Annotated in this window: 28 protein-coding genes, 2 tRNA genes and 3 pseudogenes; 23 read left to right on the top strand and 10 right to left on the bottom strand. The window is 66.9% G+C overall.

Translation table 11 applies throughout. From position 1 onward, the window contains the following. Positions 1–36 precede the first annotated feature (36 nt). From ACODNG_RS13585 to ACODNG_RS13575, 3 genes are all read right to left on the bottom strand, one after another. Entirely contained in the window at positions 37–474 is a 438-nt protein-coding gene (locus tag ACODNG_RS13585; RefSeq protein ID WP_434521735.1) for a hypothetical protein, read from the bottom strand. Continuing rightward, positions 464–1,504: a zinc-binding dehydrogenase gene (locus ACODNG_RS13580; protein WP_434521734.1), complete on the bottom strand. Its 1,041-nt coding sequence runs from the start codon at positions 1,502–1,504 to the stop codon at positions 464–466. Before ACODNG_RS13580 ends, ACODNG_RS13585 begins: the two co-directional genes overlap by 11 nt. A gap of 173 nt (positions 1,505–1,677) precedes the next feature. Continuing rightward, complete coding sequence (locus ACODNG_RS13575) at positions 1,678–2,097, bottom strand: hypothetical protein (RefSeq protein ID WP_434521733.1); 420 nt, start codon at positions 2,095–2,097, stop codon at positions 1,678–1,680. A 215-nt stretch (positions 2,098–2,312) separates the two neighbouring features. On the opposite strand from ACODNG_RS13575, the gene ACODNG_RS13570 reads away from it, so the two are divergent. Continuing rightward, positions 2,313–2,642 (top strand): hypothetical protein, encoded by a 330-nt coding sequence (locus ACODNG_RS13570; RefSeq protein WP_434521732.1) that lies wholly within the window; start codon positions 2,313–2,315, stop codon positions 2,640–2,642. A gap of 378 nt (positions 2,643–3,020) precedes the next feature. Here ACODNG_RS13570 and ACODNG_RS13565 read toward each other — a convergent pair whose 3' ends face one another. Further along, entirely contained in the window at positions 3,021–3,998 is a 978-nt protein-coding gene (locus ACODNG_RS13565) for a hypothetical protein (protein ID WP_434521731.1), read from the bottom strand. 341 nt (positions 3,999–4,339) lie between these two features. On the opposite strand from ACODNG_RS13565, the gene ACODNG_RS13560 reads away from it, so the two are divergent. The 13 genes and pseudogenes from ACODNG_RS13560 (at position 4,340) to rpsB (ending at position 10,607) form a co-directional block, all read left to right on the top strand. Continuing rightward, a tRNA-Ser gene (locus ACODNG_RS13560) sits at positions 4,340–4,425 on the top strand. Positions 4,426–4,481: 56 nt separating this feature from the next. Further along, complete coding sequence (locus ACODNG_RS13555) at positions 4,482–5,003, top strand: 30S ribosomal protein S13 (RefSeq protein WP_424015712.1); 522 nt, start codon at positions 4,482–4,484, stop codon at positions 5,001–5,003. Further along, positions 5,000–5,533, top strand: a complete 534-nt coding sequence (locus tag ACODNG_RS13550; protein ID WP_434521730.1) for a 30S ribosomal protein S4 — start codon at positions 5,000–5,002, stop codon at positions 5,531–5,533. Before ACODNG_RS13555 ends, ACODNG_RS13550 begins: the two co-directional genes overlap by 4 nt. Then, entirely contained in the window at positions 5,533–5,922 is a 390-nt protein-coding gene (locus tag ACODNG_RS13545) for a 30S ribosomal protein S11 (RefSeq protein WP_004046448.1), read from the top strand. The genes ACODNG_RS13550 and ACODNG_RS13545 overlap by 1 nt, the downstream gene beginning before the upstream one ends. 1 nt (position 5,923) lies before the next feature. Then, the gene (locus tag ACODNG_RS13540; protein WP_434521729.1) at positions 5,924–6,676 is read left to right on the top strand and encodes a DNA-directed RNA polymerase subunit D; all 753 of its coding nucleotides are present in this window, start codon (positions 5,924–5,926) and stop codon (positions 6,674–6,676) included. 149 nt (positions 6,677–6,825) lie between these two features. Beyond that, positions 6,826–6,910 (top strand) — tRNA-Leu (locus ACODNG_RS13535). Positions 6,911–6,949: 39 nt separating this feature from the next. Then, the gene (locus ACODNG_RS13530) at positions 6,950–7,303 is read left to right on the top strand and encodes a 50S ribosomal protein L18e (protein ID WP_209544637.1); all 354 of its coding nucleotides are present in this window, start codon (positions 6,950–6,952) and stop codon (positions 7,301–7,303) included. Beyond that, positions 7,300–7,751 (top strand): annotated as a pseudogene (locus ACODNG_RS13525) (50S ribosomal protein L13). Before ACODNG_RS13530 ends, ACODNG_RS13525 begins: the two are co-directional and overlap by 4 nt. Then, on the top strand, positions 7,745–8,143 hold the full coding sequence (locus ACODNG_RS13520) for a 30S ribosomal protein S9 (RefSeq protein ID WP_004595258.1): 399 nt from the start codon (positions 7,745–7,747) through the stop codon (positions 8,141–8,143). Before ACODNG_RS13525 ends, ACODNG_RS13520 begins: the two are co-directional and overlap by 7 nt. 12 nt (positions 8,144–8,155) lie before the next feature. Continuing rightward, the gene (locus ACODNG_RS13515; protein ID WP_006628058.1) at positions 8,156–8,350 is read left to right on the top strand and encodes a DNA-directed RNA polymerase subunit N; all 195 of its coding nucleotides are present in this window, start codon (positions 8,156–8,158) and stop codon (positions 8,348–8,350) included. Between the two features lie 3 nt (positions 8,351–8,353). Continuing rightward, entirely contained in the window at positions 8,354–8,530 is a 177-nt protein-coding gene (locus ACODNG_RS13510; protein ID WP_434521728.1) for a DNA-directed RNA polymerase subunit K, read from the top strand. After that, positions 8,530–9,733 (top strand): annotated as a pseudogene (gene eno / locus ACODNG_RS13505) (phosphopyruvate hydratase). The gene ACODNG_RS13510 and the pseudogene eno overlap by 1 nt, the downstream one beginning before the upstream one ends. Positions 9,734–9,749: 16 nt before the next feature. Beyond that, positions 9,750–10,607: a 30S ribosomal protein S2 gene (rpsB, locus tag ACODNG_RS13500; protein ID WP_434521727.1), complete on the top strand. Its 858-nt coding sequence runs from the start codon at positions 9,750–9,752 to the stop codon at positions 10,605–10,607. 116 nt (positions 10,608–10,723) lie between these two features. Here the strand turns inward: rpsB and ACODNG_RS13495 are convergent, their stop codons facing one another. Further along, positions 10,724–11,068, bottom strand: a complete 345-nt coding sequence (locus ACODNG_RS13495; RefSeq protein WP_434521726.1) for a DUF4870 domain-containing protein — start codon at positions 11,066–11,068, stop codon at positions 10,724–10,726. Between the two features lie 25 nt (positions 11,069–11,093). Beyond that, positions 11,094–11,681: a mechanosensitive ion channel domain-containing protein gene (locus tag ACODNG_RS13490; protein ID WP_434521725.1), complete on the bottom strand. Its 588-nt coding sequence runs from the start codon at positions 11,679–11,681 to the stop codon at positions 11,094–11,096. Between the two features lie 128 nt (positions 11,682–11,809). Here ACODNG_RS13490 and mvk point away from each other — a divergent pair, with 128 nt between their 5' ends. After that, positions 11,810–12,826 carry a mevalonate kinase gene (mvk, locus tag ACODNG_RS13485; protein WP_434521724.1) on the top strand — a complete coding sequence of 339 codons (1,017 nt, stop codon included), beginning with the start codon at positions 11,810–11,812 and terminating at the stop codon, positions 12,824–12,826. Beyond that, on the top strand, positions 12,823–13,650 hold the full coding sequence (locus ACODNG_RS13480; RefSeq protein ID WP_434521723.1) for an isopentenyl phosphate kinase: 828 nt from the start codon (positions 12,823–12,825) through the stop codon (positions 13,648–13,650). Before mvk ends, ACODNG_RS13480 begins: the two co-directional genes overlap by 4 nt. Positions 13,651–13,666: 16 nt before the next feature. Here ACODNG_RS13480 and ACODNG_RS13475 read toward each other — a convergent pair whose 3' ends face one another. Then, complete coding sequence (locus ACODNG_RS13475) at positions 13,667–14,587, bottom strand: response regulator (RefSeq protein ID WP_434521722.1); 921 nt, start codon at positions 14,585–14,587, stop codon at positions 13,667–13,669. Positions 14,588–14,677: 90 nt separating this feature from the next. Between ACODNG_RS13475 and ACODNG_RS13470 the strand changes: the two genes are divergently transcribed. Next, positions 14,678–15,745, top strand: coding sequence for an Mrp/NBP35 family ATP-binding protein (locus ACODNG_RS13470; protein WP_434521721.1), 1,068 nt, complete (start codon positions 14,678–14,680; stop codon positions 15,743–15,745). After that, the gene (locus tag ACODNG_RS13465) at positions 15,742–16,077 is read left to right on the top strand and encodes a hypothetical protein (RefSeq protein ID WP_434521720.1); all 336 of its coding nucleotides are present in this window, start codon (positions 15,742–15,744) and stop codon (positions 16,075–16,077) included. The genes ACODNG_RS13470 and ACODNG_RS13465 overlap by 4 nt, the downstream gene beginning before the upstream one ends. A 38-nt stretch (positions 16,078–16,115) precedes the next feature. On the opposite strand, the gene ACODNG_RS13460 is transcribed toward ACODNG_RS13465, so the two are convergent. Continuing rightward, positions 16,116–18,632 (bottom strand): methyl-accepting chemotaxis protein, encoded by a 2,517-nt coding sequence (locus ACODNG_RS13460; protein ID WP_434521719.1) that lies wholly within the window; start codon positions 18,630–18,632, stop codon positions 16,116–16,118. A gap of 250 nt (positions 18,633–18,882) precedes the next feature. Between ACODNG_RS13460 and ACODNG_RS13455 the strand changes: the two genes are divergently transcribed. The 3 genes from ACODNG_RS13455 to ACODNG_RS13445 all read left to right on the top strand — a co-directional run bounded on the left by ACODNG_RS13455 (position 18,883) and on the right by ACODNG_RS13445 (position 21,805). Continuing rightward, positions 18,883–19,200 (top strand): DUF5785 family protein, encoded by a 318-nt coding sequence (locus ACODNG_RS13455; RefSeq protein ID WP_434521718.1) that lies wholly within the window; start codon positions 18,883–18,885, stop codon positions 19,198–19,200. A 470-nt stretch (positions 19,201–19,670) separates the two neighbouring features. Continuing rightward, positions 19,671–20,762, top strand: coding sequence for a DUF1611 domain-containing protein (locus tag ACODNG_RS13450; protein WP_434521717.1), 1,092 nt, complete (start codon positions 19,671–19,673; stop codon positions 20,760–20,762). Then, positions 20,759–21,805, top strand: a complete 1,047-nt coding sequence (locus tag ACODNG_RS13445; protein ID WP_434521716.1) for a dipeptide epimerase — start codon at positions 20,759–20,761, stop codon at positions 21,803–21,805. Before ACODNG_RS13450 ends, ACODNG_RS13445 begins: the two co-directional genes overlap by 4 nt. 47 nt (positions 21,806–21,852) lie before the next feature. Here the strand turns inward: ACODNG_RS13445 and ACODNG_RS13440 are convergent, their stop codons facing one another. After that, the gene (locus ACODNG_RS13440; protein WP_434521715.1) at positions 21,853–22,746 is read right to left on the bottom strand and encodes a PspA/IM30 family protein; all 894 of its coding nucleotides are present in this window, start codon (positions 22,744–22,746) and stop codon (positions 21,853–21,855) included. 168 nt (positions 22,747–22,914) lie between these two features. Here ACODNG_RS13440 and ACODNG_RS13435 point away from each other — a divergent pair. Next, a pseudogene (locus tag ACODNG_RS13435) lies at positions 22,915–23,884 on the top strand (sugar phosphate isomerase/epimerase family protein). 9 nt (positions 23,885–23,893) lie between these two features. Here the strand turns inward: ACODNG_RS13435 and ACODNG_RS13430 are convergent. Continuing rightward, the gene (locus tag ACODNG_RS13430; protein ID WP_434521714.1) at positions 23,894–24,637 is read right to left on the bottom strand and encodes a potassium channel family protein; all 744 of its coding nucleotides are present in this window, start codon (positions 24,635–24,637) and stop codon (positions 23,894–23,896) included. Between the two features lie 112 nt (positions 24,638–24,749). Here ACODNG_RS13430 and ACODNG_RS13425 point away from each other — a divergent pair, with 112 nt between their 5' ends. Further along, a complete protein-coding gene (locus tag ACODNG_RS13425) occupies positions 24,750–25,874 on the top strand; it encodes a Gfo/Idh/MocA family protein (RefSeq protein WP_434521713.1) in 1,125 nt (374 codons plus the stop codon). The last annotated feature ends 38 nt before the right edge of the window (positions 25,875–25,912 follow it).

Below are 25,912 nucleotides of genomic sequence, written 5' to 3'. Positions count from 1 at the left end.
AGCGGGACCGGTCGGTGGGGGATACGGACGCGCCGCTCACGCCTCGCCGTTCGCGGTCGCGGCCGTCATCGACCAGACCGCGACGAGTCCGAGCAGGAGCGCGGGGACGAGCGGGAGCGCGAGGTACGTCGCGAAGAAGGTGAGACCGAACGCGCCCGCCGCGTACGGGTAGACGTAGATGATCCCCGGAATGACCAGCACGCAGGTGAATAGCACGGCCGTCAGCGCCCAACCCCTGCGGCCGAAGCCGTCGGCGGTCGGTTCGCCGGCGGCCGCCGTCCGTTCCCGTGGATCGTCGCCGTCGCCGCCCGCGCCACCTCCGCTACCGCCCGCGTCAGCGCCGCTACCGCCCGCATCGCCGTCGTCTCCCTCGGTTCCGGGGACGTGGACGTAGCCGCCGTCTGTGGTGCCGTCGGCGGTCGCGTCCGTACCGTCGGTTGCGTCGTCCGCGCCGGCGTCGGTCTCAGAACTCACTATCGGGTTTAACCACCACTTTGCCAAAGCCCTCACGGTTCTCGATCATCTCGTGTGCGCGCGGCGCTTCGCTCATCGGGAGGACCTCGCGCACTCGGGGTTCGAAGGTACCGTCCCAGACGAGTTCCAGCACGTCGTCGACCTCGCCGGGCGTCGCCATCGTCGAGCCGAGCACCGACAGCTGGTTCCAGAAGATGCGGTTGAGTCCGGCGCCCGGGTTCCCGCCCGTCGTCGCGCCGCAGGTGACGAGCCGGCCGCCCTTCGCCATCGACTTCAGCGAGTCCGGGTAGGTGGCCTCGCCGATGTGGTCGACGACGACGTCGACGCCGCGCTTGCCGGTGAGTGCGTCGATCTCCTCGGCGAAGTCGTTCGCCTCGTAGTCGATGACGTGGTCGGCGCCGCACTCTTCGGCGTGTCCGAGCTTCTCCTCGGTGGAGGCGGTCGCGAACACCTCACAGCCCGCGTGGTCCGCGATCTGGACCGCCGCGTGGCCGACGCCGCCGGAGGCGCCGAGGACGAGCACCTTCTCGCTCGCCTCGATCTCGGCGCGCGTGTGGAGCATGCGCCACGCGGTCTGGAAGACGAGCGACGCGGAGCCGGCGACCTCCCAGTCGACGCCGTCCGGGACCGGGACGAGATTTGCCTCTGGGACCGCCGCCTTCTCGGCGTGGACGCCGCGGACGTGTTCCCCGATGATGTGGAAGGAGACGCACAGCGACTCTTCGCCGTTCCGGCAGAACTCGCAGTTCCCGCAGGCGACGCCGGCGCTCACGGCGACGCGGTCGCCCGGCTCGAAGCGCGTCACGCCCTCCCCGACGGACTCGACGACGCCCGCCGCGTCGCTGCCGGGGATGTGCGGCATCTCCAGGTCGATGCCGGGCATCCCGCGTCGCGTCCAGATGTCGAGGTGGTTCAACGCGCCGGCCTTCACGTCGACGAGTACCTCGCCGCGGTCCGGCTCGGGGTCGGGGAACTCGCCGTACTCGATCACGTCGCGGTCGCCGTGGTCGCCGAACTGAACGGCCTTCATACTCGGACACTCCGGCGGAACCCACTAAACAGTACGCCTCACGGCACCGAGCGGCACGCCTCGACTGTGCTGTCGAAATCCGCAGAAAGAGACACGTTCTCTCCGGTCTCGGTCGGCACAGGTGAGCTACTGAACGGTCTCTGGAGTTTGCTCAGTAGAGGAGTCCTCATATTCTATTTTTTCTCAGACACGACAGGTGATTGCCTCGGGAGAAATCGCCGTAACGCAAACGCAACAGTAGCTGAGATAATCCCTATTGGGAGGCCATAGAAGATTGCTGTCCCCACGCCGGTTAAAAGCCCATAGTCAGGTTGGGGGTGATTAAGCGAGATGACACTATACAGGGCAGAGCCGCTTATGACGATCACGGCGACGGCGATACTCACGAGTATTCCGTCGTTGCGATATGTGTGTATCCCTGCCAGAATAATCGCTGATACCGTGACTCCAAGAAATGAGTTTCCCATACCGGAATTTCCAACAAGATAGAGTTGACCGAAGAACAAGGCCATGAGAATGACCGAGTACCCGAGATACCGAAGTGATAGGTTCAACGACTTCCCGAGAAGAAGCGATTCTAGCCGTGAGTCCATACACCACGATAGTTCACTGGTTGTATAAGCTTTTCATCAAGAAGGTCGAGGAAAATTAGACAGATAGATAGTAGGGGCTCTGTTGAAATCCTCAGCGGTTGATGTTTTCACACTCTCAATCGCCCAGTACAGTAATAATACACACTTGAAATGGAAACTCAGCGGGTTGTTAGAAGGACCCAAGACATATGTCGAGTCCGACGATTCTATACATAATGACTAATTTCACAGGCTATCTACTGGGAATGAGAGATAAGATCGTAAAAAAACGAGGTGGGGAGGTCAGCTATGGTATTTTATCTGCCATTGGTATAATCTTGTTTGCGTTAACATTCAGATCAGTTGATTTCAACGCGTCCTCAATAGTTACATTATTTCCGTTTCTGGTCAGTTTAGCTTTTCTCTCCTACGGAGTATCTGGTTTTATGCCGGATAAGAACAAAAATATAATATTATTGCTGCGATCAGGTGTTGTGATTATAGCTATTGCCGCGATTGGCTTCGTTGTATTATTTATTCTATTTGCGCTTGGAAATACTCCTTGAGTTGTGGGCTAGGTTTTACGGTTGATTCAGCCGCACAATCCCCCATAGATCGGTCAGTACAGCAGATCTACGCACCGGTATTGTAACAGTCAATTTTCTGTCCGGGGTTACCGTGTGCTAGGGAATATTAGGAAGAACGCGGTTCCTAGTCCAATACCCATCCCAATCGAGCGATGAATCTCAATTGGGCCAGCAAACAGTAATCCTTGAACGAAAAGTGAGCTTAAGACCCCAGCAACAAATCCGAAGAACCCCATCTGCCGAGAAGACCAACGAGAGCTAGTCATATTGAATGTTAATCAACACTAAGTAATAAGCTCTGTTGAAATCCTCTACAAGTGATATATTTGAGCTCCTATTTTGCTTAGTACAGGTGATTCAAGAATCCTCAACAGCAACGCCGAACCCAAGAATTGTGAGGATAATTCCGATGGGGACATAGAGAATGATGTCCGTAAGAATCAACCCAAGTTCAGCCGCAAGACGGTGTATTCCGGGTACTGAGACGAACGTCCCGAACAGTGTGATACCCACCAGACACAGTGCGCCGATACCAACAATCTGATTGTAGGTCCGCACCTTCTCGGGTCGTCCCGAGACGGCGACAACAAGACCGAGGATCCCAATCCCAAGATGTAAGATGTCCAATGCGAAGCTCTCTCCGACCCACGGTGTGGTTGAGAGCGCACCTAGCGGAAGAAACCGTCCGGCTGAGAGGAGTACCAATATCGCTCCAACGAGACCGGCACCGACTACGTGAGGTATGACGGTCCTTCCGACAGAGATTTGGGGCGACTGTGGAACACGACCTCTAGGTACTGTCCGCAGTTCATGGGCAGTAAAAACCCATCCAAAACCGTACGGAATTCCGATGAGAACTGCCCAGATTACAGATGGAGTGCCGGAACCGAAACTAGCCGAGAATATCGCTCCAAGAATAGGAATCACACCGAGTCCGAGTCCTGCTACTGCCGGGCGCGAGATGAGGCCAGCCTTTCGGAGACCGAGTGCAAGCAATCCTGACCCGAGCGCGAGAGAGACTGACCCCGCGACGAACGGGACGGCGAGGATGTACAGGAGCGCAAACATCGGTGGCAGTAGTGCGTAGGCGAGAACAACGAGCCCCAAGAGAGATATACCGGCAGCGGTCAACAGAACGCCTGCTCTTCCGGATCTCCCGTAAGTGTCCCCGTATGAGCGGTAGATTTCGATCAGTCCGAATCCGAGCAACATTGGCACTACGACAGCAAGGCCGATATACTCCTGTGCAGCCTCGTTGAGGCCCAGAACGAGAGGGATTAACACACCACCGAGCATCGCTAAAGTGAGACGACGGTCCCCGGTTAGCGCGAACATGTTGTTGATCGAAGTAGAGTTCGGATTAAATGCCTTCTGTGACTTCAAATGAATAATGTTCAGCCGAAAAACAGTTTGGTCTTTACGCACGCCTCAGCGACCGGCTGTTTCGGACAGGAGTCTGTCTGAAGAAGAGGATTTCAACAGCGCCGCCTCGACCGAACCCGCGCGTTCGACGCGAATCTCATCGTCCCCCGATACTACCGACGCGACAACCGTGCGAATCGCCCACAGCGACCCGGCCGTTTCGTGATGTTTAAGTACTGAAAGCGGGAGGTAACGAACGCACGAACTGCAGGGGCGTCGGGTCCCGAGTCCGAGAGGGCGATGATACAACGCGGGTTGCGGTAGCCAAGCTTGGCCCAAGGCGCAGGGTTGCTAACTCTGTGGCGTCACTGCCTCCGGGGTTCGAATCCCCGCCGCAACGCTCGAACGGACGAGTACCGCCGGATTCGCGCCGGTAGGACTCACCACAACCAACACATGAGCACGGAAGAATCACAGGACGACTCGCCGGAGGAGGAGGAAGACCTCCAGTACTTCGTTCGGATCGGGGGCGCGGACCTCGACGGGACGAAGACGGTCGAGCGAAGCCTGTCCGAACTCGACGGCATCGGCACGCGCACGGCGCGGCTGGTCGCCGAGAAGGCCGACGTGGACCGAAACGCCACGTTCGGGCTCCTCGACGAGGATGACATCGACGCGGTGGTCGACATCGCCGAGAACCTCGAAGACCACGTCCCGTCGTGGATGACGAACCGACAGAACGACTTCTTCTCCGGAGAGACGACGCACCTCGTCGGCACCGACGTCGACGAGAAGCGCCGTCACGACATCAACCGGATGAAGATCATCGAATCGTACAAGGGCGTGCGCCACAAGCGCGGGCAGAAGGTCCGCGGCCAGCGCACCAAGTCCACGGGTCGCTCGGAGGGGACCATCGGGGTCAACGTCGAGGAGATCCGCGAGGAGATGGAAGACGAAGAAGGCGGTGACGACGAATGAGCACCGGCAAAAACACCAAGGGTTACGAGACGCCGAACCACCCGTACCAGGGCGAGCGCATCGCCGAGGAGTCCGACCTCCTCTCGCGGTACGGCCTGAAGAACAAAGAGGAGTTCTGGCGCGCCCAGTCCGAGCTCCGCAACATGCGTCGGGAGGCCCGACGGCTGCTCGGCGAGGCGCAGGGCGACGTCGACGCGGCTCAGGACGCCGGCGCGGAGTTCGTCGCACGCCTCCGCCGCATCGGCATCCTCGGCGACAACGACGACATCTCGACGGTCCTGTCGCTCGACGTGACGGACCTCTTGGAGCGTCGGCTCCAGACGGTCGTCTACCGCCAGGGCTTCGCCTCCTCGACCCAGCAGGCCCGCCAGTTCATCGTTCACGGCCACATCACCGTCAACGGCGCTCGCGTCACGCGCCCGTCGGTGAAGGTGGACGTCGACGACGAGGGCGCCATCGCCTTCGACGAGAACAGTCCGCTCGCGGACGATCTCCACCCCGAGCGCGCGGAGTCACAGGAGGGTAACTAATGAGTGAATCCGAGGACGGAAAGTGGGGCATCGCCCACGTGTACGCGTCGTTCAACAACACGCTCATCACGGTCACCGACGAGACGGGCGCCGAGACGATCGCCAAGTCGTCCGGCGGCACCGTGGTGAAGCAGAACCGCGACGAGGCGTCGCCGTACGCTGCCATGCAGATGGCGGAGGTCGTCGCCGAGCGCGTCAAGGACGCCGGCCTGGAGGGCGTGCACGTTCGCGTGCGCGGTCCCGGCGGCAACCTCAACAAGTCCACCGGTCCCGGTGCGCAGGCGACGATCCGCGCGCTCTCGCGTGCGGGCGTCGAGATCGGCCGGATCGAGGACGTCACGCCCATCCCGCACGACGGGACGAAGGCGCCGAAGAACAAGCGAGTCTGACATGACCGAAGACGAATTCGACGTCCAGTACGTCGAACGGGACGAACGCAGCGCGCGGGTGCTGATCCGCGGGCTCACGCCGGCGTTCGCCAACGGCATCCGCCGCGCGATGATCGCCGACGTCCCGACGTTCTCGATCGACACGGTTCGGTTCGTCGAGAACTCCTCGGTCATGTTCGATGAGATGATCGGCCTGCGTCTGGGGCTCGTTCCCCTGACGACGCCGCTCGACGACTTCGAGGTCGGCGACGAGGTCACCCTCGCGCTCGACGTCGAAGGCCCGGCGACGGCGTACTCCGGCGACATCGAGTGCGCGGACCCGCTCGTCGAGGTCGCCGACGACAACGTTCCGATCATCGAGCTGAAGGAGGGACAGCGGTTGGAGTTCGAGGCCGACGCGGTCCTCGACACCGGCAAGGAGCACGCCAAACACCAGGGCGGCGTCTCCGTCGGCTACCGTCACCTCCAGCGCGTCTCGGTCGAGGGCGACCGCGGCGAGTTTGACGACGACGAGCCGAACATCCTCCGCGGTGTCATCGAGACGCCGGACGGGGAGATTGAACTCACCGACGAGTTCGACAACGACCTCTCGGAACGGTTCCCCGGGAAGGAGGTCGCGGTCGAGGACGTGCCGGAAGCGTTCGTCTTCCACATCGAGACGGACGGCTCGTTCGACGTCGAGGAACTGCTGCTCCGCGCGATCGGCTCCATCGAGGAGCGCGCGGACGAACTACAGACGAAAGTCGCAGTATAAGGAAATGACGGCCCTTCGAACCAACCCCCTGACCGTCGCCCCCGCCGCCAGCCGCGGCGCCGCTCCGACCGCCGGAGCGCTCGCGGCAGGGTCGGCGGACGGCGGGACCGAAAGTGGTTTGAAGGGAGCCGGAATACGGTGGAGTGCACGCAGGGATAGCCAAGTCAGGCCAACGGCGCAGCGTTCAGGGCGCTGTCCTGTAGAGGTCCGCAGGTTCAAATCCTGCTCCCTGCACTCCGTTTTCCACGAACTCTCCGTACAGGAGGGACAGCTATGAGTAGCAAGACGAACCCGAAACTACAGAACCTCATTGCCGATCTGAAGTCGGTCTCGCGTGACTCCGGTGCCAACGTGTGGCAGGACGTCGCGGACCGACTCGAGAAGCCACGGCGCACGCACGCTGAGGTCAACCTGGGCCGCATCGAGCGGTACGCTCAGGAAGACGAGACGGTCGTCGTCCCCGGCAAGGTGCTGGGCAGCGGTGTGCTCGAAACGAACGTCACCGTCGCCGCGGTCGACTTCTCCGGGACCGCCCGGACGAAGATCGACCAGGCCGGCGAAGCGGTGACGCTGGAACAGTTCATCGAACAGAACCCCGAAGGAAGCAACGTCCGGGTGGTCCGATGAGTCTCGCGAAGATCGACGCGGACGTCGTCGTCGACGCCCGCGACTCGGCATCCTCGGTCGCGTCTCCTCGGAGGTCGCGCAGCGCGCCCTCGCCGGGGAGACCGTCGCCGTCGTCAACGCCGAGCGAGCCGTCATCACCGGCAACGAGGAGGCGACGATGGAGACGTACCACAAGCGCGCGGAGCTCGGCTCGGACAGCGGGCCGTACTACCCCAAGCGCCCCGACCGGATCTTCAAGCGTGCCATCCGCGGCATGCTGCCGTACAAGTCCGAGGACGGCCGCGAGGCGTTCTCGAACGTGCGCGTGTACGTCGGGAACCCCTACGAGCGCGACGAGGACATCGAGAGCGTCGTCCTCGACGGCACCTCGCTCGACCGACTCTCGAACATCAAATTCACGACGCTCGGATCGATCTCCGAGTCTCTGGGAGCCAACGTCACATGGTAACGAACACCTCAGGCAAGAAGAAGACGGCCGTCGCCCGCGCCACCGTGCGCGAGGGCGAGGGTCGCGTTCGCATCAACTCCCAGCCAGTCGAGCTGGTCGAACCGGAACAGGCGCGGCTCAAGATGCTGGAGCCGTTCCGCATCGCGGGCGAGGAGCTCCGCGACGGCGTCGACATCGACATCGACGTCGAGGGCGGCGGCTTCAGCGGCCAGGCGGACGCGACGCGGACCGCCATCGCCCGCGGTCTCGTCCAGCACCTCGGCGACGCCGAGCTGCGCGACGCGTACATGAACTTCGACCGTACCCTGCTGGTCAACGACGTGCGCCAGTCCGAACCCAAGAAGTGGGGCGGACCCGGCGCGCGCGCTCGCTACCAGAAGTCCTACCGCTGAGGTGATCCAGTCATGATGATCCCCGTTCGGTGTTTCACGTGCGGCAACGTCGTGGGTGAACACTGGGAAGAGTTCAAAGAGCGGGCTCGCGAGGGCGACGAAGACCCGGGCGAGGTGCTCGACGACCTCGGGGTCGACCGGCACTGCTGCCGGCGCATGCTGGTGAGCCACCGCGACCTCGTCGACGTCGTCTCGCCGTACCAGTAAACCATGTCAGAACAGAGATACAATCGATACGAGAAGGCACGAATCCTCGGCGCGCGAGCGCTGCAGGTGTCCTACGGGGCGCCCGTGCTGATCGAGACGGACCAGACGGAGCCGATCCTCGTCGCCGCGGAGGAGTACGACGCGGGCGTGCTTCCGTTCACGGTACGGAGGGACAGCTGATGACGCGAATCACCGGCGTTTCGCTGCGTCGCGTGCTCGACTCGCGGGGGAACCCGACGGTCGAGGCCGACGTGCTCACCGAGTCCGGCGGCTTCGGGCGCGGCGCGGCCCCCAGCGGGGCCTCGACCGGCGAGTACGAGGCGATCGAACTGCCCGCGAGCGAGTCGATCGCGAAGGCCCGCGAACACGCGGTTCCGCGCCTCGAAGGCGTCTACGCGGGCGACCAGCGCGCGGTCGACAACGCCTTACGCGCCGCCGACGGCACGGACGACTTCTCCGCCATCGGCGCGAACAGCGCGGTCGCAATCTCGATGGCGGCCGCGAAGGCCGCTGGCCGACGTGCTCGGCGCGCCGCTGTACCAGCACCTCGGGGGCGCGTTCCGCGGCGAGAACTTCCCGATTCCGCTCGGCAACGTCGTCGGCGGTGGGGAGCACGCCAAGGAGGCGACCCACATCCAGGAGTTCCTCGCGGCGCCCGTGGGCGCGCCGAGCGTCTCGGAGGCCGTCTTCGCGAACGCCGCGGTCCACGCGGCGGTCGCGGACGTGCTCGACGAGCGCGGCGTCCCCGCGGCGAAGGGCGACGAGGGCGCGTGGGCGCCCCCAATCTCGGACGCGGAGGCGTTCGAGGTCGTCGACGAGGCGGTCGACCGCGTCGAGGCGGAGGTCGGATTCGAGATCCGCTTCGGACTCGACATGGCGGCCGCCGAGCTGTACGACGACGACCGGGAGGCGTACGTCTACGGCGACGAGACGAAGTCGGCCGACGAGCAGATCGAGTACGTCGCCGGTCTCGTCGACGAGTACGACCTCGCGTACGTCGAGGACCCGCTCGACGAGAACGACTACGAGGCGTTCGCGGAGCTGACCGACCGGGTCGGCGACCGGACGCTGATCTGCGGCGACGACCTGTTCGTCACCAACGTCGAGCGGCTCGAAGACGGGATTGAGGCGGGCGCGGCCAACAGCATCCTGATCAAGCCGAACCAGATCGGGACGCTGTCGGACGCGTTCGACGCGGTCGAACTCGCCGCCCGCAACGGGTACGAGACGGTTATCTCCCACCGTTCGGGCGAGACCGAGGACACCACCATCGCACACCTCGCCGTGGCGACCGACGCCGGCTACATCAAGACCGGTACGGTCGGCGGCGAGCGAACAGCCAAGCTGAACGAACTGGTCCGCATCGCGGACGACGCGGTATGACGGACCGACACCACGCATGAGCGAAGACAACGACGCGGTCGAACTCGACGACGACGCGGAGACCGAGGCGGTCGACGCGGCGGTCGAGGAGGAGGCCGACACGACCGAGGAACCGACCGCTGACGCGGCTGCCGAGGGGGCGTCCGCTGACGCCGAAACTGGGGCGTCCGCCGACGCCGAACCCGAAGCACCCGCCGACGCCGAGAGCGAGGCGGCCGCCGAGACCGACGCGGGCGACGACGCCGACGAGGAGGACGCCTCCCCGTTCGACGACGACGTCATGCCCGACGACGACGTCGACCTGCTGATTCCGGTCGAGGACTACCTCTCCGCGGGTGTCCACATCGGGACCCAGCAGAAGACGAAGGACATGGAACGGTTCATCCACCGCGTCCGCGACGACGGGCTGTACGTCCTCGACGTGAGCCTGACCGACGAGCGGATCCGTACGGCGGCGGACTTCCTCGGGAACTACAACCCCGAGCAGATTCTCGTCACGTCCTCGCGGCAGTACGGCCGGTTCCCGGCCGAGAAGTTCGCGGACGCCATCGGCGCCCGCGCTCGCACGGGACGCTTCATCCCGGGTACGCTGACGAACCCCGACTACGCCGGCTACATCGAGCCGGACGTCGTCGTGGTCACCGACCCGATCGGTGACGCGCAGGCCGTCAAGGAGGCCATCACCGTCGGCATCCCGGTCATCGCGATGTGCGACTCCAACAACCAGCTGTCGAACGTCGACCTCGTCATCCCGACGAACAACAAGGGCCGACGCGCGCTGTCGGTCGTCTACTGGCTCCTCGCCAACGAGACGCTCGACCGCCGCGGCTCCGACACCGTGTTCGCCCTCGAAGACTTCGAGGACGAGCTGTAAGTCGGTCTTCGACGTCGAGTTCGACTTTTCTCGAACGTTCTGAACCAGGGTCACAGTGTCTTAGCGGCGGCGCTCGAGCGAAGACCGGGTCGAAAATTTGGGCCGCGAGCCGCCGTCTACAGTAGGTCGATCGTGAGCGGGTAGCTCCACGCCTCGCCGTCGGCCGCCTTCACCGCCGCGATCACGACGAACACCGTGTCGAGGAGGCCGAGCACAGGCAGTGCCAGGAAGCCGACGAACAGGAACACCAGCGCGAGCGCGATAAGCGAGTAGACGGTGAGCCAGATCTGCCAGTTGATGGCGTTTCGCGCGTTCTCCTTGACGAACGCGTCGTCGGTGACGACGTAGACGACGAGCGGCCCGACGACCCAAGTGAACAGCGCGAGGATGTGGGTGATCGCCGCCATCGTGGTGTCGCCATCGGGCTCGCCGGTACCGAAACTCTCCGTTGTGGATGCCATAGTGAGGCGATCCCCGCCTCGGTATTTAGGTGTTGGCCGCGTCGCCGTCGGCGGTCGCGTCCGCCGCGTCGTCCGCCTCGGGCACGTCGTGGGTCCACCGCGGCTCTATCTCGCGGTTCGCCAAGACGACGCGGTCACCGTTGTCGGCGTCGATCCGCGTCTTCCGGAGTTCGATGGCGGCGACGGTCCCCGTTACGCCCTTCGCCTCGACGCGGTAGCCGACGTTGAAGTCCGGGTCACGAAGGAGGTAGACGCCCGCCACCGTGTCCTCGATCATCTCGGAGAGCGCGTAGGAGACGCCCAGTGCGATGAACCCGACGGCGGTGCCGAGACTCGCCGCGATGTCGCCCATCCCGAGCACCTTCAGGAACGTGAGCGCGACGCCGAACCACAGGAAGACGGAGACGAGCGTGACGATGAGATCGCCCACCAGTTCGCGGTCGCCGACGTACACCCGGTTTATCGACGAGCGGACGAGCGCGAGGACGACTCGCACCGTCACGTACGCTAAGGCGAGGAAGACCAGCCCGGAGAGCAGCCGGGGAATCGCGACGGCCAGCCCCTCGACGAAGTTCGTGAGCGACCGAGTCAGAATCGACGGGATTGCAGTCATAGGGCGCCCGACGGCGGCCGTCGGTGAAAAGCTGGCGGGGGCGGAGGGGGTTACCGTTCCGCCTCGCTCTCAGCTCGCCCCAACCCACAAGCGCAACGCCTGTAAGCGCGCGGGGAGAGTGGACTCGTATGACCGTTTGCGAAGCGCCGGGGAAGGTGTACCTCTTCGGCGAACACGCCGTCGTCTACGGCGAACCCGCCGTGCCCGCGGCCATCGAGCGACGCGCGACGGTGACCGCCGAGCCGCGCGAGGACGACCACGTGCGCGTCGAGGCCGAGGACCTCTCGCTCGACGGGTTCACGGTGGAGTACGCCGGCGGCACCGGCGACCGCCCGGACGTCGACGTGCCGACTCCACTCGTCGAGGCCGCGATGGGGTACGTCGACGCCGCGGTCGAGCAGGCACGTGAGGCCGCCGACGCCCCCGACGCGGGCTTCGACATCACCGTCGAGAGCGATATCCCACTCGGCGCGGGGCTGGGGTCGTCCGCGGCCGTCGTCGTCGCCGGTATCGACGCCGCGACGCGCGCGCTCGGCGAGCCGCTCGACCGCCGCGAACTCGCCGATCGGGCGTATCAAGCCGAGTTCGAGGTGGAGGACGGACAGGCGTCGCGCGCCGACACGTTCTGCTCGACGATGGGCGGTGCGGTGAGAGTCGAGGGCGACGACTGCGAGCCGATCGACGCGCCGAACCTGCCGTTCGTCGTCGGCTTCGACGGCGGCGCGGGCGACACCGGCGAGCTGGTCGCCGGCGTCGGCGAACTCCGCGAGGAGTACCGGTTCGCCGCGGACACGGTCGAGTCCGTCGGCGACCTGGTCCGGACCGGCGAGGAGCTGCTCGCGGACGCCGCGGCCGACGCGGAGCCGGAGCCGGCGCTGCTGGCGGAGCTGGGGGACCTGATGGACTTCAACCACGGGCTGCTCGCGGCGCTCGGCGTCTCCGCGCGGTCGCTCGACGCGATGGTGTGGGCCGCCCGAGACGCGGGCGCGCACGGGGCGAAGCTCACCGGCGCGGGCGGTGGCGGCTGTATCGTCGCGCTCGACGAGAGCGACGCGACGGAGACTGCCCTCTCGTTCACGCAGGGCTGCGAGGAGGCGTTCCGCGCCGAGCTGGCGACCGAGGGCGTCCGGGTGGTGGAGCCGTGACGGGGGGCGATTCGGCAGGTGAGAACGGGGGCGACGACGCGGCGGTCGACGGCCGCGACGACGCCGACGAACCCCCCGTCGTCCTCAAGCTCGGCGGGAGCCTGATCACGGAGAAGGACCGACCGGAGACGCTGGACGACGCGGCGCTCGACGCGGCCTGCGACGCCGTCGCGGACGCGCTCGCGACCGGTGGGATCGACCGGCTCGTCGTCGTCCACGGCGGCGGGAGCTTCGGCCATCACCACGCCAGCGAACGCGGCGTGTCGACGACGGACGGCACGCGCGACGCCGACGCGGTGGCCGCGGTCCACGGCGCGATGAAGCGGCTGAACGCGCACGTGCTGGAGCGCCTGCGCGAGCGGGGCGTGCCCGCGGTCCCCGTTCACCCGCTGTCGCTCGCCGCGCGGGCCGACGGCGCGGACGGCGGGCTCGACCTTCCGCTCGGGTCGACGGCGACGCTGCTCGGCGAGGGGTTCGTCCCGGTCCTCCACGGCGACGGCGTGGCGACGGCCGGCGACGGAGTGACGGTCGTCTCCGGCGACGAGCTGGTCGTCGAGCTCGCGAGCGGACTGGGCGCGCGCCGCGTGGGCGTCTGCTCGACGGTCCCCGGCGTCCTCGACGGTGACGGGGCGGTGATAGCCGAGATAGACGCGTTCGAGGCGGTCGCCGACGCGCTCGGCGCGAGCGACGCGACGGACGTCTCGGGCGGGATGGCCGCGAAGGTGCGGGAACTGCTCGCGCTCGACGCGCCGGCGTACGTGTTCGGCGCCGACGGACTGGCCCCCTTCCTGCGCGGTGAGGACGCGGGGACGCGGATCGACTGATTCGGGAGAGTGACGCTCAGTCGGTTCGGTCCGAATCGACCGCGTCCGGGGCGTCCGAATCGACCGCGTCCGGGGCGTCCGAATCGACCGCGTCCGGATCGTCGCGGTCACCGGCGTCCGGATCGTCGCGGTCGCCGGTGTCCGAGTGCGCCGCGTCCGCGGAAGCGACGTTCGCCGACGACTCCTTGATCGATTCCGTCTCCCTCACGATACACACGTGGCCGCCGCCGGTCGTGTGCGTAAGCGCGAGTCGCTCGCGGACCAGCCCGCCGTCCGAAGCGTGAACGACGGCCTCACCGCTCCAGTACCCCTCGGCGGTCACGCGGGGGAGGATCTCCTTGGTGAACCGCTCGACCTCCTGCTCGGGGTAGAACTCCTCCCAGTGCGTGCCGACGACGTCATCGGAAGTGGACTCGTACACCGACGCGTACGCCTCGTTGACGAACAGGTACGTGCCGTCGGCGCCGAGGATGCCGATCGGCTCGCTCGCGGCTTCGAGCGCGGCGACGGCGCGGTCGACCTGCCGCATGAGCCGGTGTCTATCGACCGCGTTTCGGATCCGGTTGACGAGGACCTCGTACTGGTCGGTGCCGCCGCGCTTCTGGAGGTAGTCGGTGACGCCGGCGGAGATCGCCTCGCTCGCGACCTCCTCGCTTCCCTTCCCGGTGAAGAGGACGAACGGTAGCTCGGGGTCGATCTCGCGGACGTGTTCGAGGAGATCGATCCCTGTCCCGTCCGGGAGGTCGTAGTCGCAGACCACCGCGTCGAACGACTCGCCGCGGCATCGGCGCCGCGCGGCCCCGACGGTGCGGACCGCCTCGTGGCGGATGTCGGCGTCGAGTCGCTCGAAGTACGCCGCGGTGAGGTCGGCGAAGGCCTCGTCGTCTTCGACGTGGAGAACGCGGATCCGATCCCCGGACGCGGTGCGCTGGGCCATCAACGGAGCGTTTCTGACAGCCGGACATAAGAATGGTGGCGCCGCGACCGCTACAGAACCCTTATTCGACCGAGTTCCCTCCGTCCGACCATGAACGAAGCGGACGTGCGAGAGCGGCTGTCGGCGGTACGAGACCCCGACCTCGGCGACGATATCGTCTCGCTCGGGCTGGTGAACGACATCGAGATCGAGGAGTCCGAAGGCGGGACCGGAGGCGATGCGGGAGGGACGGTCCGCGTGTCGCTCGCGCTCGGCGCTCCCTTCTCACCGAACGAGTCGGCCATCGCCGACGACGTGCGGGAGGCGCTCGCGGACACCGGACTCGACGTGGAGCTGTCGGCGTCGATACCCGACGACCTCTCGGCGGACGATCAGGTCCTCCCGGGCGTCCAGAACGTGATCGCGGTCGCCTCCGGGAAGGGCGGCGTCGGGAAGTCGACCGTCGCGGTGAACCTCGCGGCCGGTCTCTCCGAGCTGGGCGCCCGGGTGGGCCTGTTCGACGCCGACGTGTACGGGCCGAACGTGCCGCGGATGGTGTCGGCCGAGCAGCGGCCGGAGACCGACGGCGAGACGATTGTCCCCCCCGAGCGCTTCGGGGTGAAGCTGATGAGCATGGACTTCCTCACCGGCGAGGACGACCCCGTCATCTGGCGCGGGCCGATGGTCCACAAGATCATCACCCAGCTCGTCGAGGACGTCGAGTGGGGCGAGCTGGACTACCTCGTGATGGACCTGCCCCCCGGAACCGGCGACACCCAGCTCACGATCCTCCAGACGCTGCCGCTGACGGGCGCCGTGATCGTCACGACCCCGCAGGACGTGGCGCTCGACGACGCGGTGAAGGGGCTGCGCATGTTCGGGAAACACGACACGAACGTCCTCGGCATCGCCGAGAACATGGCCGGCTTCCGCTGTCCGGACTGCGGCGGCTTCCACGAGATATTCGGCTCCGGCGGCGGGAAGGCGCTCGCACAGGAGCACGAGCTTCCCTTCCTCGGCGGGATCCCCCTCGACCCGTCCGTGCGCACCGGCGGCGACGACGGCGAACCCGTCGTGTTGGAGGACGGCGAGACCGCGGACGCGTTCAAGGTGATAGTCGAGAACGTCGCGAACAACGCCGGCGTCGTCCGCCGTCGCGGGGTGAGCGAAGGGCAATGACCGACGCGGACGACGAGACCGCGGACCGCGCCGGCGACGACGCGGACCGCGACGGCGACCACGAGGACCCCCTCGCGGCAGCCGGCGTCGATCCGGTGGTCCCGGACGAGGCGTCGGACGCGGAGTTCGCCCCGGACGCGGAGGTCCGGGAGTTCATCAGGGAGGTCGCCGACGACGTGCGCGCGGAAAGCTCGGAGAGCAAGCAGCTCTCGGCGGTCCTCTACCGCGTGTCGGACCTGTACGACGACGAGGAGGAGACGTCGCCGGAGGAGATATACCTCAACGTCCGGCACATCATGCGGATCAAATCCGAAGGCGGACTGCGCCGCTGAGTCGTCGGGTACGCGGAAATCGGAGTTCCCCGCTGCGATCAGTCGTCGCCGGGGGCGGTCTCGCCGTCGCCTTCCGCGCCGCCGTCGGCCGTGGTCGCGGCGTCGACGGCGGCTTCAGCGTCGGCCGCGTCCCTCTCGCCGTCGCCCCCGAACTCGAACTCGGTGGTCTCGGCGTCCACCTCCGGCGGTTCCTCTGGATCCTCCCCGGTCTCGGCGTCCGCCTCTGGCGGTTCCTCTGGGGCCTCCTCGGTCTCGGTGTCGTCGAGGTCGGCGAGATCCGCCTCGGCGGCCGCCTCCTCGCGCGCCTCGAACTCGTCGGCGAGCGTCCGGAGCTCGTCGGCGCGCGTCGACAGCGACTCCGCGCTCGCGGAGATCTGGCCGATCGCGGCGGTCTGCTCCTCGGCGGCAGCGGAGACGTTCTGCGCCTCGCTGGCGGTCTCGACGCTCACCTCGGCGACCTCGTCGATCATCGAGACGGCCTCTTGGGTCGACTCCGCCTGCTGGTCGGTGGCGTCGTTGATCGACTGGACCCCCGCGTTGGCGTCCTCGACATCCTCGACGATCGATTCGAGCGTCTCGACAGTCTCCTCGACGACCGCCCGGCCGGCCTCGACGTCGTCCTCCATCGAGAACAGCCCGTCCGCGACCGACTCGGTGGACCCCTCGACGCCCGCGATCAGCTCCTCGACCTCGGTGGTCGCCTCCGCGGTCTCCTCCGCGAGGTCTTTCACCTCGCGAGCGACGACCGCGAACCCCTCGCCGGCCTCGCCCGCGCGGGCGGCCTCGATGGAGGCGTTGAGCGCGAGGATGTTCGTCTGCTCGGCGATGTCGTCGATGAGTTCGACCACCTCGCCGATGCGCTCGACCTCGTCGCGTAAGTCGCGCATCTCCGCGACGGTCTGGCCGACCTCGTCGTCGATCCGGTCCATGCGGTCGATCGCCTCGCCGGCCTCCTCGCGGCCCGCCTCGCCCGCTTCGGCGGTCGCGGCCGACCGCTCCGCCAGCTCGTTCGTCGAGGAGGCGACCTCCTCGACGGTGGCCGAGAGGTCGTCCAGCTCGGCGGCCGCGGTCGCAAGCGTCTCCTCCTGCCGCTCCGTGCCGACCGATATCTCCTCGACGCTCTCGGCGACGTCGACGCTCGTCGACTCGACCTCCTCGGCGGAGGCGGTCACCTCCGAGCTCCGTTCGCCGACCGTCTCGGCGGCGTCCTGAATGTCGACGACCAGCGCCTCCAGCCGGTCGAGCGTCTCGTTGAGCGACTCCGCGATGGCCGTCATCGCCTCGCTCTCGCTCTCCGGGTCGAGCCGGCGGGTGAGGTCGCCGTCGGCGACCGCGTCGATCGTCGCCTCGTACTCGTCGGCCTTCGTCTCCAAGTGCTCGGAGAGCGACTCCGCCTCCTCGCGGGCCGCGGCGGCCTCGTCGGCGGACTCCTCGACCGCCTCGATCTGCTCGCGCATCGTCTCCCGGATGCGGTCGAAGAGCGCCGAGAGCTGCCCGAACTCGTCGGCCCGGTCGCGGTCGATCTCGACGTCCAGCTCGCCCGCCTCGATCGCCTCGGCGTATCCCCGCAGATCGTCGACGGACCCGCTCACGTCGCGGACGACGAACGCGCCCACCGCGAGCAGGCCGACGATCGAGATGGCGATCAGGAGCAGCACGCTCTGGGTCACGTCGCCGACGGTGCCGTACACCTCGCCTTCCGGGGCCGCGACGACGACCGCCCAGGACTTCCCTTCGATGGGCGCGGTCGCCGTGGCGATCGCCGAGCCGTTCACGACCTCCTGTTCGGCGTCGGTGACGTCGACCGCGACCGGCTCGGTGACGTCGGTTTCCAGGTGCGACAGCTCCTCCGTCAGGAAGTAGTCGTTCAAGATCGCGTCGCTGTTCGACGCCAGCGCGACCTGTCCGGTGCGGGTGGAGACGACCTGCATGTTGCCGCCGTCGACGGGGGCGGTCAGAAGCGATCCGCGCTCGGACAGGTCGACGGTGATCACGACCGCTCGACCGGGCACGTTGTTGATCGGGCTGACGAAGCCGATCCGGTTCTCGCCGTCCGCCTTGTACGGATCGAAGGAGCGGACCTCGTTCGCGTTGGCGAACGCCGCCGGTCCGACCGCCCACGGTCGTTCGTCCTCGGAGAACGTCGTTCCCTCCGTCGTCGGCGAGGTGCTCACGGTGACCTCGTTCGTTACCATGTCGTAGTAGTGGACGTCGATCACGTACTCGGGGAGCATGTCGGCGTTCTGCCGGAGTTCGTCGCGGATCCGTCCCTCGCTGGACGACTGGACGCCGGAGGCCGACGAGACCCGGAGCGTGTACCCGTTCATGTCTTCGATGAACCCGTCGATCCCCTCGGCCTCTCGTTCGGCGGCGCTCATCATCGTCTCCCGCGCGTCGGACTCGATGCTCCCTTGGACCTGGTCGACGGCGATCGCACCCGTCCCGAGCAACACGGCCGATACGATAACCACCGCGGCTGCGATTTTGAAGAGATACCGGCTGCGAAGTCGATCGAAGAGACGTCGGAGGACGCTACCTCGGTCGTCAGCGGACATGATTCGCAGTTCCTACAGTCATTAATAAACGTCGGTAGCTAAATATCAAATATGGTATTTGAGGATCGGCGAGCCGATCGAGTGGCGCGTTCGACGGCACGAATCGGAGTCGAACTGAACGGTTGGCGGGACCGATCCGCGGGGTCGGCGGGACCGAGCCGTGGGGTTGGCGGGACTGAGCCGCGGGGCCGCCGGACCGATCGACCGCCCCATCCGAAACCACTATCCCCGATCCGGCGGATCGGTCGGTATGGACTGGCCACACGACCCCGACGGCGAGCAGGGGAGCGAGGGCATGCGGCAGTACGGCCACGCCGTGCTCGCGAAGAAGATCGACGAGGAGGAGGACTTCCCGCTTTCGGCCGCGGAGTACGTCGAGCAGTACGGCGACCACCCGATCCGGATCGACTACGAGACGGTCGTCTCCGTTGAGGAGATCTTCGAGCACGTCGAACAGGAGGAGTTCGCGGACTTCGTCGAGTTCCACCAGGAGCTCGGGAGGGCGATGCGCGAGAACGGCTACTGGTTCTACGAGGGCGCAGAGCAGTTCGTCGACGGCAGCGCTTAAATACGGGTTTTTGAGTCCGTTGTCGTTCTTTTAAAGGAAGCCCCAGCCGATCGCTTATAAATAGCTGACAATAGATCGACGGCGAACACCGCCAAAGCCCCAGCCGCGAGGCGGGCGCACGCTCGCTGCGCTCCTCGGTCGCTCACTTCGTTCGCTCCCTGCGATGCTTGCGTCGCCTGCGCCCGCCTCACGGCTGCCCCTTTGAGTCCCGCCCCGCACCGCAACCGCACAGCGCCTCACACCTCCCCAGCCTCGTCGGCCGGCCTCCGCTTTGCTCCGGCCGCCCGACTCCCTCGCGCGTGCTGACTCGCGGCCGCCGGGGGCGGCCGCTCGCAGGCACGCGCCACCGCAGTTCGTTTATAAATGTCGCAGCGATGGTCGAAGTCTCGACCGATGGAATCGCCGCGGTCGAGTCGGCCGCGCGGCCGACCCTCGACTCTTTTAAGAACTCCCGGGGCGAGCGACCCACCATGGACCACGAGCGGATCGCCGTCCTCGCCCACGAGAAGTTCCCCGACCGCGCGAAGACCGCGCTCGGCGTGCTGCGCTACGGCGACCAGGACGTCCGGGCCGTCCTCGACCGCGACCGCGCCGGCGACCGCGTCCGCGATCACGTCTCGGACGTCGCCGACGCGCCGATCGTCGAGTCGTTCGCGGACGCGCACGCGGCCGCCGACGGCGACCTCGACGCCCTCTACATCGGGATCGCGCCGATCGGCGGCGGCTTCGACGAGTCGTGGCGGTCGGACGTCGAAGACGCGATCGAGACCGGCTGCGACGTGGTGAGCGGGCTTCACTACTTCTTGAACGAGGACGACGAGCTGGCCGCGCTGGCAGACGACCACGGCGTCGACCTCGTCGACGTGCGGAAACCGGACGACGACCTCACGGTGGCGACCGGCGCGTCGGGGGACGTCGACGCCGACGTGCTGCTCACGGTCGGCACCGACTGCTCGGTCGGCAAGATGACCGCGTCGCTGGAGATCGTCGCGGCCGCCCGCGAGCGCGGGATCGACGCCGCGTTCGTCCCCACCGGCCAGACCGGGATCATGATCGCCGGGTGGGGGAACCCGATCGACCGCGTCGTCGCCGACTTCGCCGCGGGCGCGGTCGAGGAGATGCTCGTCGCGGTCGGTGACGACCACGACCTGCTCGTCGTCGAGGGACAGGGCAGCATCGTCCACCCCGCCTACTCCGCGGTCACCTGCGGCATCCTCCACGGGTCGATGGCCGACGGACTCGTCCTCTGTCACGCCGCGGGCCGCGAGGTCGTCCACGGCTACGAGTCGTTCGACCTCCCGCCGATCGCAGACTACGTCGACCTCTACGAGGATATGGCGGCGCCGGTCCACGAGGCGAGCGTCGTCGCCGGCGCGCTCAACACGAAGGACGTGGCCGACGACGCGGCCGCCGCGGACGCCGTGGCCGACTTCGCCGACGAGGTCGGGGTCCCGGCCGCCGACCCGGTGCGCCACGGCGCGGGCGCCATCGTCGACGCCGCCTTCGACGCGGGACTCGGCGGGAACGACGGTCAAAGGGAATCGGAGGCAAACGCCGAATGAGCCTCGAAACCGAGTTCGAGCGGGTCTCATTGCCGCTCGAAAACCCGTTCACCATCTCTCGGGGGACCCAGACGGAGGCCGAGAACGTGGTCGTCCGCGTGACGGACGAGGCCGGGATGACCGGGATCGGCGGCGCGGCGCCGTCGGCCCACTACGGCGAGACCGCCGACACCGCCGAAGCGGTGCTGCCGGACCTGCTCGACGCGGTCGAGCGCGTCGGCGACCCCCACGCGCTCCACGCGATCGAGACCGAACTGCGAGCGGTCGTGAACGGCAACCCCGCCGCCCGCTGCGCCGTCTCGATCGCCGTCCACGACCTCGCGGCGAAGCGGCTCGGGGTCCCCCTCCACCGCCTGTGGGGACTCGACCCGAGCGACGCGCCGAAGACGTCGTTCACGGTCGGACTCGACGAGACGGACCGCGTGCGCGAGAAGGCGGCCGACGCCGTCGAGGCGGGCTACGACGTGTTGAAGATCAAGCTCGGTACCGACCGCGACCGCGAGCTGATCGACGCGGTCCGCGACGCCGCGCCCCACGCGCGGCTGCGCGTCGACGCCAACGAGGCGTGGACGCCGAAGGAGGCGGTGACGAAGAGCGCGTGGCTCGCCGACCGCGACGTGGAGTTCGTCGAACAGCCCGTCCCGGCCGACGATCCCGAGGGGCTCCGGTACGTCTACGAGCGGTCGGAGCTACCGATCGCCGCTGACGAGTCCTGCGTGACCGCGGCGGACGTGCCCGCGATCGCCGACCGCTGTGACATCGCGAACCTGAAGCTGATGAAGACCGGCGGCCTGCTGGAGGCGCGGCGGCTGGTCGCCGCCGCGCGAGCGCACGGGCTGGAAGTGATGTGCGGCTGTATGATCGAGTCGAACGCCTCCATCGCGGCGGCCGCGCAGCTCGCGCCGCTGTTGGACTACGCCGACCTCGACGGCTCCCTGCTGCTCGCCGAGGACCCGTACGAAGGTGTCGACCTCCCGAACGGCGAGATCCGGCTCGACGAGCAGGACCGCGCGGGGACCGGCGCGCGGCTCCGGTCGGAGTAAGAAACGAAAGCGGGGACAAAAGCGAGGACCAACCGTCCGGCGCGGCGTCAGTTCCGCTGCTCGTCGGCGTCGGCCTCGGACTCCTCCATCTCGACGTCGAGCTCCTCGTCGACGCTGTCCTCCGAGCTACCGTCAAGGTCGGCTTCGAGGTCGTCGCCGTCGATCTCCGCTTCGATGTCGGAGAGCTCGGCGTCGACCTCCTCGTCGCTGACGTCGACGTCGACGTCGCCGTTCGACGACTCGCCCTTGCCGAGTTCTCCCTTGAGCGTCTCCAGCTCGGCGTCGACCTCGCTGTTCGTCGAGAGACCTTCCAGCTCCCGGTCGATGCTGTCCTTATCGGAGAGGGCGTCCTCGAACGCGCCGGAGTCCTCCAGCTCGTCCATTGCCTCCGAGCGCGCCTCCATCTCCTCGGTCTGCTCCTCGGCGCGCTCGATAGAGCGGCTCACGTCCTCCATCTCGTCGCCGACACCGGTCATCGCCTCCGAGACGCGAGTGGACGCCTCGGCCGCCTCGTAGCGGGCCTTCATCGTCTCCTTCTTCGTCCGGAACTCCTCGATGCGGTTCTGGAGCTTGTTCTTCTTCTCGACGAGCTGTTCCTGCGTGTTGTTCAGGTCGGCGATCTGGCCCTCAAGCTCCTCGATCTGGGCCATCTTCGACTTCTTCTTTTCGAGGGCCTTGCGCGCAAGGTCGTCGCGGTCCTGCTGGACCGCCTCGCGGGCCTGCCGGTTGTGCTTTTCGACGTTCTCCTCGAGCTTGCGCTTTTGGATCTCCAGGCGCTTCTTCTGGGTCGTCAGATCGGCGATCCCCTGTTTGACGTCCTGAAGCTCGTCGCGCATCTGTTCGTACGAGTAGTCGAGCGATTCGGTCGGGTCTTCCGCCCGGTTGAGGAGGGCGTTCACCTTCGAGCGGATGACGTAGGAGGCGCGCGAGAGGATTCCCATACCACCTCATACGCGTTCCACCCGTTAAAACCTCATGCGGTTCGCGGCGGAGAGACGCGGCTCGCGGTGTGAACGCGAGGCGGTGTCTGTGGGTGACGATTGACGACGGACGAGCGCCCCGGCGGCGCTTCCTGAAGGCTTATGCGGGACGTCGATGTAGCCCCGCGCATGGATATCGGCGTGCTAACGGTTCCCCTCGGCAGCGAACCGATCGGCGACGCGGTCGCGTACCTCGACGGTATCGGCGTCGACGCCGTCGAATTCGGCGTCGGCGGGTGGCCCGGCGAGGACCACGTCGACCGCGAGACGCTCCTCGGCGACAGGGCGGCGCGCGAGGACCTGCGCGAGCTGCTCGAGGACCACGGACTCCGGATCTCCGCGCTGGCGACGCACAACAACCCGCTTCACCCGGACGAGGAGCGGGCCGCGGCGGCGGACCGCGAGCTCCGCGAGGCGATCGAGCTGGCCGATCAGCTGGACGCCGGCACGGTCACCTGTTTTTCGGGACTCCCCGCGGGCGCGCCCGACGACTCGACGCCGAACTGGGTCACGGCGCCGTGGCCGACCGAGCACGCCGACGCGCTCGACTACCAGTGGGACGAGGTCGCGATTCCCTACTGGCAGGATCTGGCGAAACACGCTGACCACCACGGCGTCGACGTCGCCATCGAGATCGCACCCGAACATGCTGGTGTACGAGCCGACGGGCATGCTGGCGCTCCGAGAGGCGACGAACGAGCGGATCGGCGCCAACTTCGATCCGTCGCACCTCTACTGGCAGGGGATCGACGTGTCCGAGGCGATCCGGTTCCTCGGTGAGCGCGACGCGATCCACCATGTCCACGCGAAGGACACCAAAGTGTACGACGCGAACGCGCGCGTGAAAGGCGTGCTCGACACGGAGCCGTACACCGCCGAACCCGACCGCTCGTGGCTGTTCCGCTCGATCGGCTACGGCCACGGCGAGGACCACTGGAAGGACGTGGTCTCGACGCTCCGGATGGTCGGCTACGAAGGCGCGCTCTCCATCGAACACGAGGACTCGCTCACCTCCTCGCGCGAGGGGTTAGAGAAGGCGGTCGGCGTGCTCAACCGGGCCGTCTTCGAGACGGAGCCGGGCGACGCCTACTGGGCGTAGTACCCCCGGTCACAGCGAGTCGCTCACGTCCTCGCCGCTCAGCACCTCTGGGATGACGACCTCGTCGGCACCGGCCCGGCGCGCGACCGACATGTAGTCGTCGTCGCCGACCCGGACGACGAGCCGCACGTCCGGGGCGATCCCGCTCGCCGTGATGGCGATCTGGATGTTCGCGTTCGAGTCGTCGATGGCGGCGACCACGGCGTCAGCGTCGCGGATCGCCGCCTCGTGGAGCATGGCCTCGTTCCTGGCGTCGCCCTCGACGGGGAACACCGACTCCGTGTCGATGCGTTCGAAGGTGTCCCTGTCGCGCTCGATGGCGACGACCGGTCGCCCCTGTTCGCGAAGTCGCCTGGCGACGGTCCGCCCGAACAGGCCGTAGCCGCAGATGATCACGTGGTCGTCGAGTTCGTCGATGGCTCGTTTGGTCTGGATTCGTTCTAATCCCTCTCGCATCCGTCCGCCGAACGCCGTCGTCAGAACCGTCTCGCCGATCCAGACCCCGGCGAGGACCAGCGACCCGAAGACGACCGTAGCGAACGCCTTCACTTCCCGGCCGTCGCTGGCGCGGGCCTGATAGTGGACGCTGATGCTCGCCGGGTCGATCAGCCAGAACGCCGCCTCGATCGGTCCGATCCCCGCGAGCGAGACGAACCCGCCGATCCCGCCGCCGACGACCAGCAGGAAGACGGCGACCGGCCTGACCGCCCGCCGAGCCAGCGACCCTCCGAGCCTGCGTCCGGTGACTGACACGACTGTGGATTCACGCGGTGATACATGAATATCACGGTGCGTGTGAACAATGATCACATACCCTCCGAGAGACGTGAGAACAGCTAAGCCGGTGCCGGCAGAACGGCCACGTATGGCGCTTAATATCGGCGTCTTGGGGTATCGGTTTATGGGCAGGGCACACGCGAACGCGCTCGCGCGACTCCCGATGTTCTTCCCGGACGCGCCCGAGGTCGAGCGGCACACGCTCGTCGGGCGCGACGAGGGGGCGCTGGCGGACGCCGCGGAGCGGTTCGGGTTCGCGCACACCGCGACCGACTGGGAAGACGCGCTCGACGAGGTGGACGTCTTCTACAACCTCGGGCCGAACCACGTCCACGCGGAGCCGTCGATCGCGGCCCTCGAAGCGGGTGTTCCCGTCCTCTGTGAGAAGCCGCTCGCGCCGACCCTGGAGGAGGCCGCGGCGATGCGCGACGCCGCGGCCGCGGCGAACGTGCCGACGGGCGCCGCGTTCAACTACCGGTTCGTCCCAGCGATCCGGTACGCGAAGGGGCTGATCGAGGACGGCGAACTGGGCGAGATCCGGCAGGTCCGCGGGCGGTACCTCCAGGACTGGCTCGTCGACCCCGAGGCGCCGTGGGCGTGGCGGATGGACGCCGAGATGGCCGGCTCCGGTGCGCTCGGCGACCTGGGCGCGCACACGATCGACCTCGCGAACTTCCTCGTCGGCGACGCGGTCGGCGGGATAGAGCGCCTCTCGGGGCAGCTGACGACGTTCGTCGACGAGCGCCCCGTCTACGACGAGGACGGGGAAGTAGCCGAGTACCGCGACGTGACGGTCGACGACGCCTACGGCGCGCAGGTCGCCTACGAGTCGGGCGCGACGGGGAGCTTCGAGGCCAGCCGCGTCGCCGAGGGGCACAAGAACGACCACACGATCGCGGTCCACGGCTCGAAGGGGAGCGTGAAGTTCTCCTTAGAGCGGCTGAACGAACTGGAGGTGCTCCGCGAGGGGAACCGCGGCTACGAGACAGTGTTGGTCACCGAGGAGTCGGACCCGTACGTCGACCACTGGTGGCCGCCCGGTCACGTGATCGGGTGGGAACACACGTTCGTCCACGAGAACTACGAGTTTCTCTCGGCGGTCGCCGAGGGCGGGACGTTCGAGCCGTCGTTCGCTGACGGGTACGACGTCCAGCGCGTGCTGGCGGCGATCGAGCGCGCCGACGAGCGCGGTGAGTTGGTCTCTGTCGAGTGAGCGCTCGCGGGCGGGCGTTCCCCACGACCGCCCGCCCG

It is taken from the genome of Halorubrum sp. AS12, assembly GCF_051122765.1.
Lineage (GTDB): Archaea > Halobacteriota > Halobacteria > Halobacteriales > Haloferacaceae > Halorubrum > Halorubrum trapanicum.
The sequence above is the reverse complement of the archived record's forward strand: the minus strand, read 5'-3'. Positions and strand labels throughout refer to the sequence as shown.

What these genes read in the sequence shown, in the direction of transcription:
- ACODNG_RS13460 (WP_434521719.1), bottom strand. Translation starts at nt 18,632, where the DNA reads ATGTCCGCTGACGACCGAGGTAGCGTCCTCCGACGTCTCTTCGATCGA.
- rpsB (WP_434521727.1), top strand. Translation starts at nt 9,750, where the DNA reads ATGAGCGAAGACAACGACGCGGTCGAACTCGACGACGACGCGGAGACC.
- ACODNG_RS13580 (WP_434521734.1), bottom strand. Translation starts at nt 1,504, where the DNA reads ATGAAGGCCGTTCAGTTCGGCGACCACGGCGACCGCGACGTGATCGAG.
- ACODNG_RS13565 (WP_434521731.1), bottom strand. Translation starts at nt 3,998, where the DNA reads ATGTTCGCGCTAACCGGGGACCGTCGTCTCACTTTAGCGATGCTCGGT.
- ACODNG_RS13455 (WP_434521718.1), top strand. Translation starts at nt 18,883, where the DNA reads ATGGACTGGCCACACGACCCCGACGGCGAGCAGGGGAGCGAGGGCATG.
- ACODNG_RS13495 (WP_434521726.1), bottom strand. Translation starts at nt 11,068, where the DNA reads ATGGCATCCACAACGGAGAGTTTCGGTACCGGCGAGCCCGATGGCGAC.
- ACODNG_RS13470 (WP_434521721.1), top strand. Translation starts at nt 14,678, where the DNA reads ATGAACGAAGCGGACGTGCGAGAGCGGCTGTCGGCGGTACGAGACCCC.
- ACODNG_RS13450 (WP_434521717.1), top strand. Translation starts at nt 19,671, where the DNA reads ATGGACCACGAGCGGATCGCCGTCCTCGCCCACGAGAAGTTCCCCGAC.
- ACODNG_RS13490 (WP_434521725.1), bottom strand. Translation starts at nt 11,681, where the DNA reads ATGACTGCAATCCCGTCGATTCTGACTCGGTCGCTCACGAACTTCGTC.
- ACODNG_RS13555 (WP_424015712.1), top strand. Translation starts at nt 4,482, where the DNA reads ATGAGCACGGAAGAATCACAGGACGACTCGCCGGAGGAGGAGGAAGAC.
- ACODNG_RS13550 (WP_434521730.1), top strand. Translation starts at nt 5,000, where the DNA reads ATGAGCACCGGCAAAAACACCAAGGGTTACGAGACGCCGAACCACCCG.
- ACODNG_RS13515 (WP_006628058.1), top strand. Translation starts at nt 8,156, where the DNA reads ATGATGATCCCCGTTCGGTGTTTCACGTGCGGCAACGTCGTGGGTGAA.
- ACODNG_RS13445 (WP_434521716.1), top strand. Translation starts at nt 20,759, where the DNA reads ATGAGCCTCGAAACCGAGTTCGAGCGGGTCTCATTGCCGCTCGAAAAC.
- ACODNG_RS13530 (WP_209544637.1), top strand. Translation starts at nt 6,950, where the DNA reads ATGAGTAGCAAGACGAACCCGAAACTACAGAACCTCATTGCCGATCTG.
- ACODNG_RS13440 (WP_434521715.1), bottom strand. Translation starts at nt 22,746, where the DNA reads ATGGGAATCCTCTCGCGCGCCTCCTACGTCATCCGCTCGAAGGTGAAC.
- ACODNG_RS13425 (WP_434521713.1), top strand. Translation starts at nt 24,750, where the DNA reads ATGGCGCTTAATATCGGCGTCTTGGGGTATCGGTTTATGGGCAGGGCA.
- mvk (WP_434521724.1), top strand. Translation starts at nt 11,810, where the DNA reads ATGACCGTTTGCGAAGCGCCGGGGAAGGTGTACCTCTTCGGCGAACAC.
- ACODNG_RS13545 (WP_004046448.1), top strand. Translation starts at nt 5,533, where the DNA reads ATGAGTGAATCCGAGGACGGAAAGTGGGGCATCGCCCACGTGTACGCG.
- ACODNG_RS13540 (WP_434521729.1), top strand. Translation starts at nt 5,924, where the DNA reads ATGACCGAAGACGAATTCGACGTCCAGTACGTCGAACGGGACGAACGC.
- ACODNG_RS13570 (WP_434521732.1), top strand. Translation starts at nt 2,313, where the DNA reads ATGACTAATTTCACAGGCTATCTACTGGGAATGAGAGATAAGATCGTA.
- ACODNG_RS13475 (WP_434521722.1), bottom strand. Translation starts at nt 14,587, where the DNA reads ATGGCCCAGCGCACCGCGTCCGGGGATCGGATCCGCGTTCTCCACGTC.
- ACODNG_RS13520 (WP_004595258.1), top strand. Translation starts at nt 7,745, where the DNA reads ATGGTAACGAACACCTCAGGCAAGAAGAAGACGGCCGTCGCCCGCGCC.
- ACODNG_RS13465 (WP_434521720.1), top strand. Translation starts at nt 15,742, where the DNA reads ATGACCGACGCGGACGACGAGACCGCGGACCGCGCCGGCGACGACGCG.
- ACODNG_RS13575 (WP_434521733.1), bottom strand. Translation starts at nt 2,097, where the DNA reads ATGGACTCACGGCTAGAATCGCTTCTTCTCGGGAAGTCGTTGAACCTA.
- ACODNG_RS13510 (WP_434521728.1), top strand. Translation starts at nt 8,354, where the DNA reads ATGTCAGAACAGAGATACAATCGATACGAGAAGGCACGAATCCTCGGC.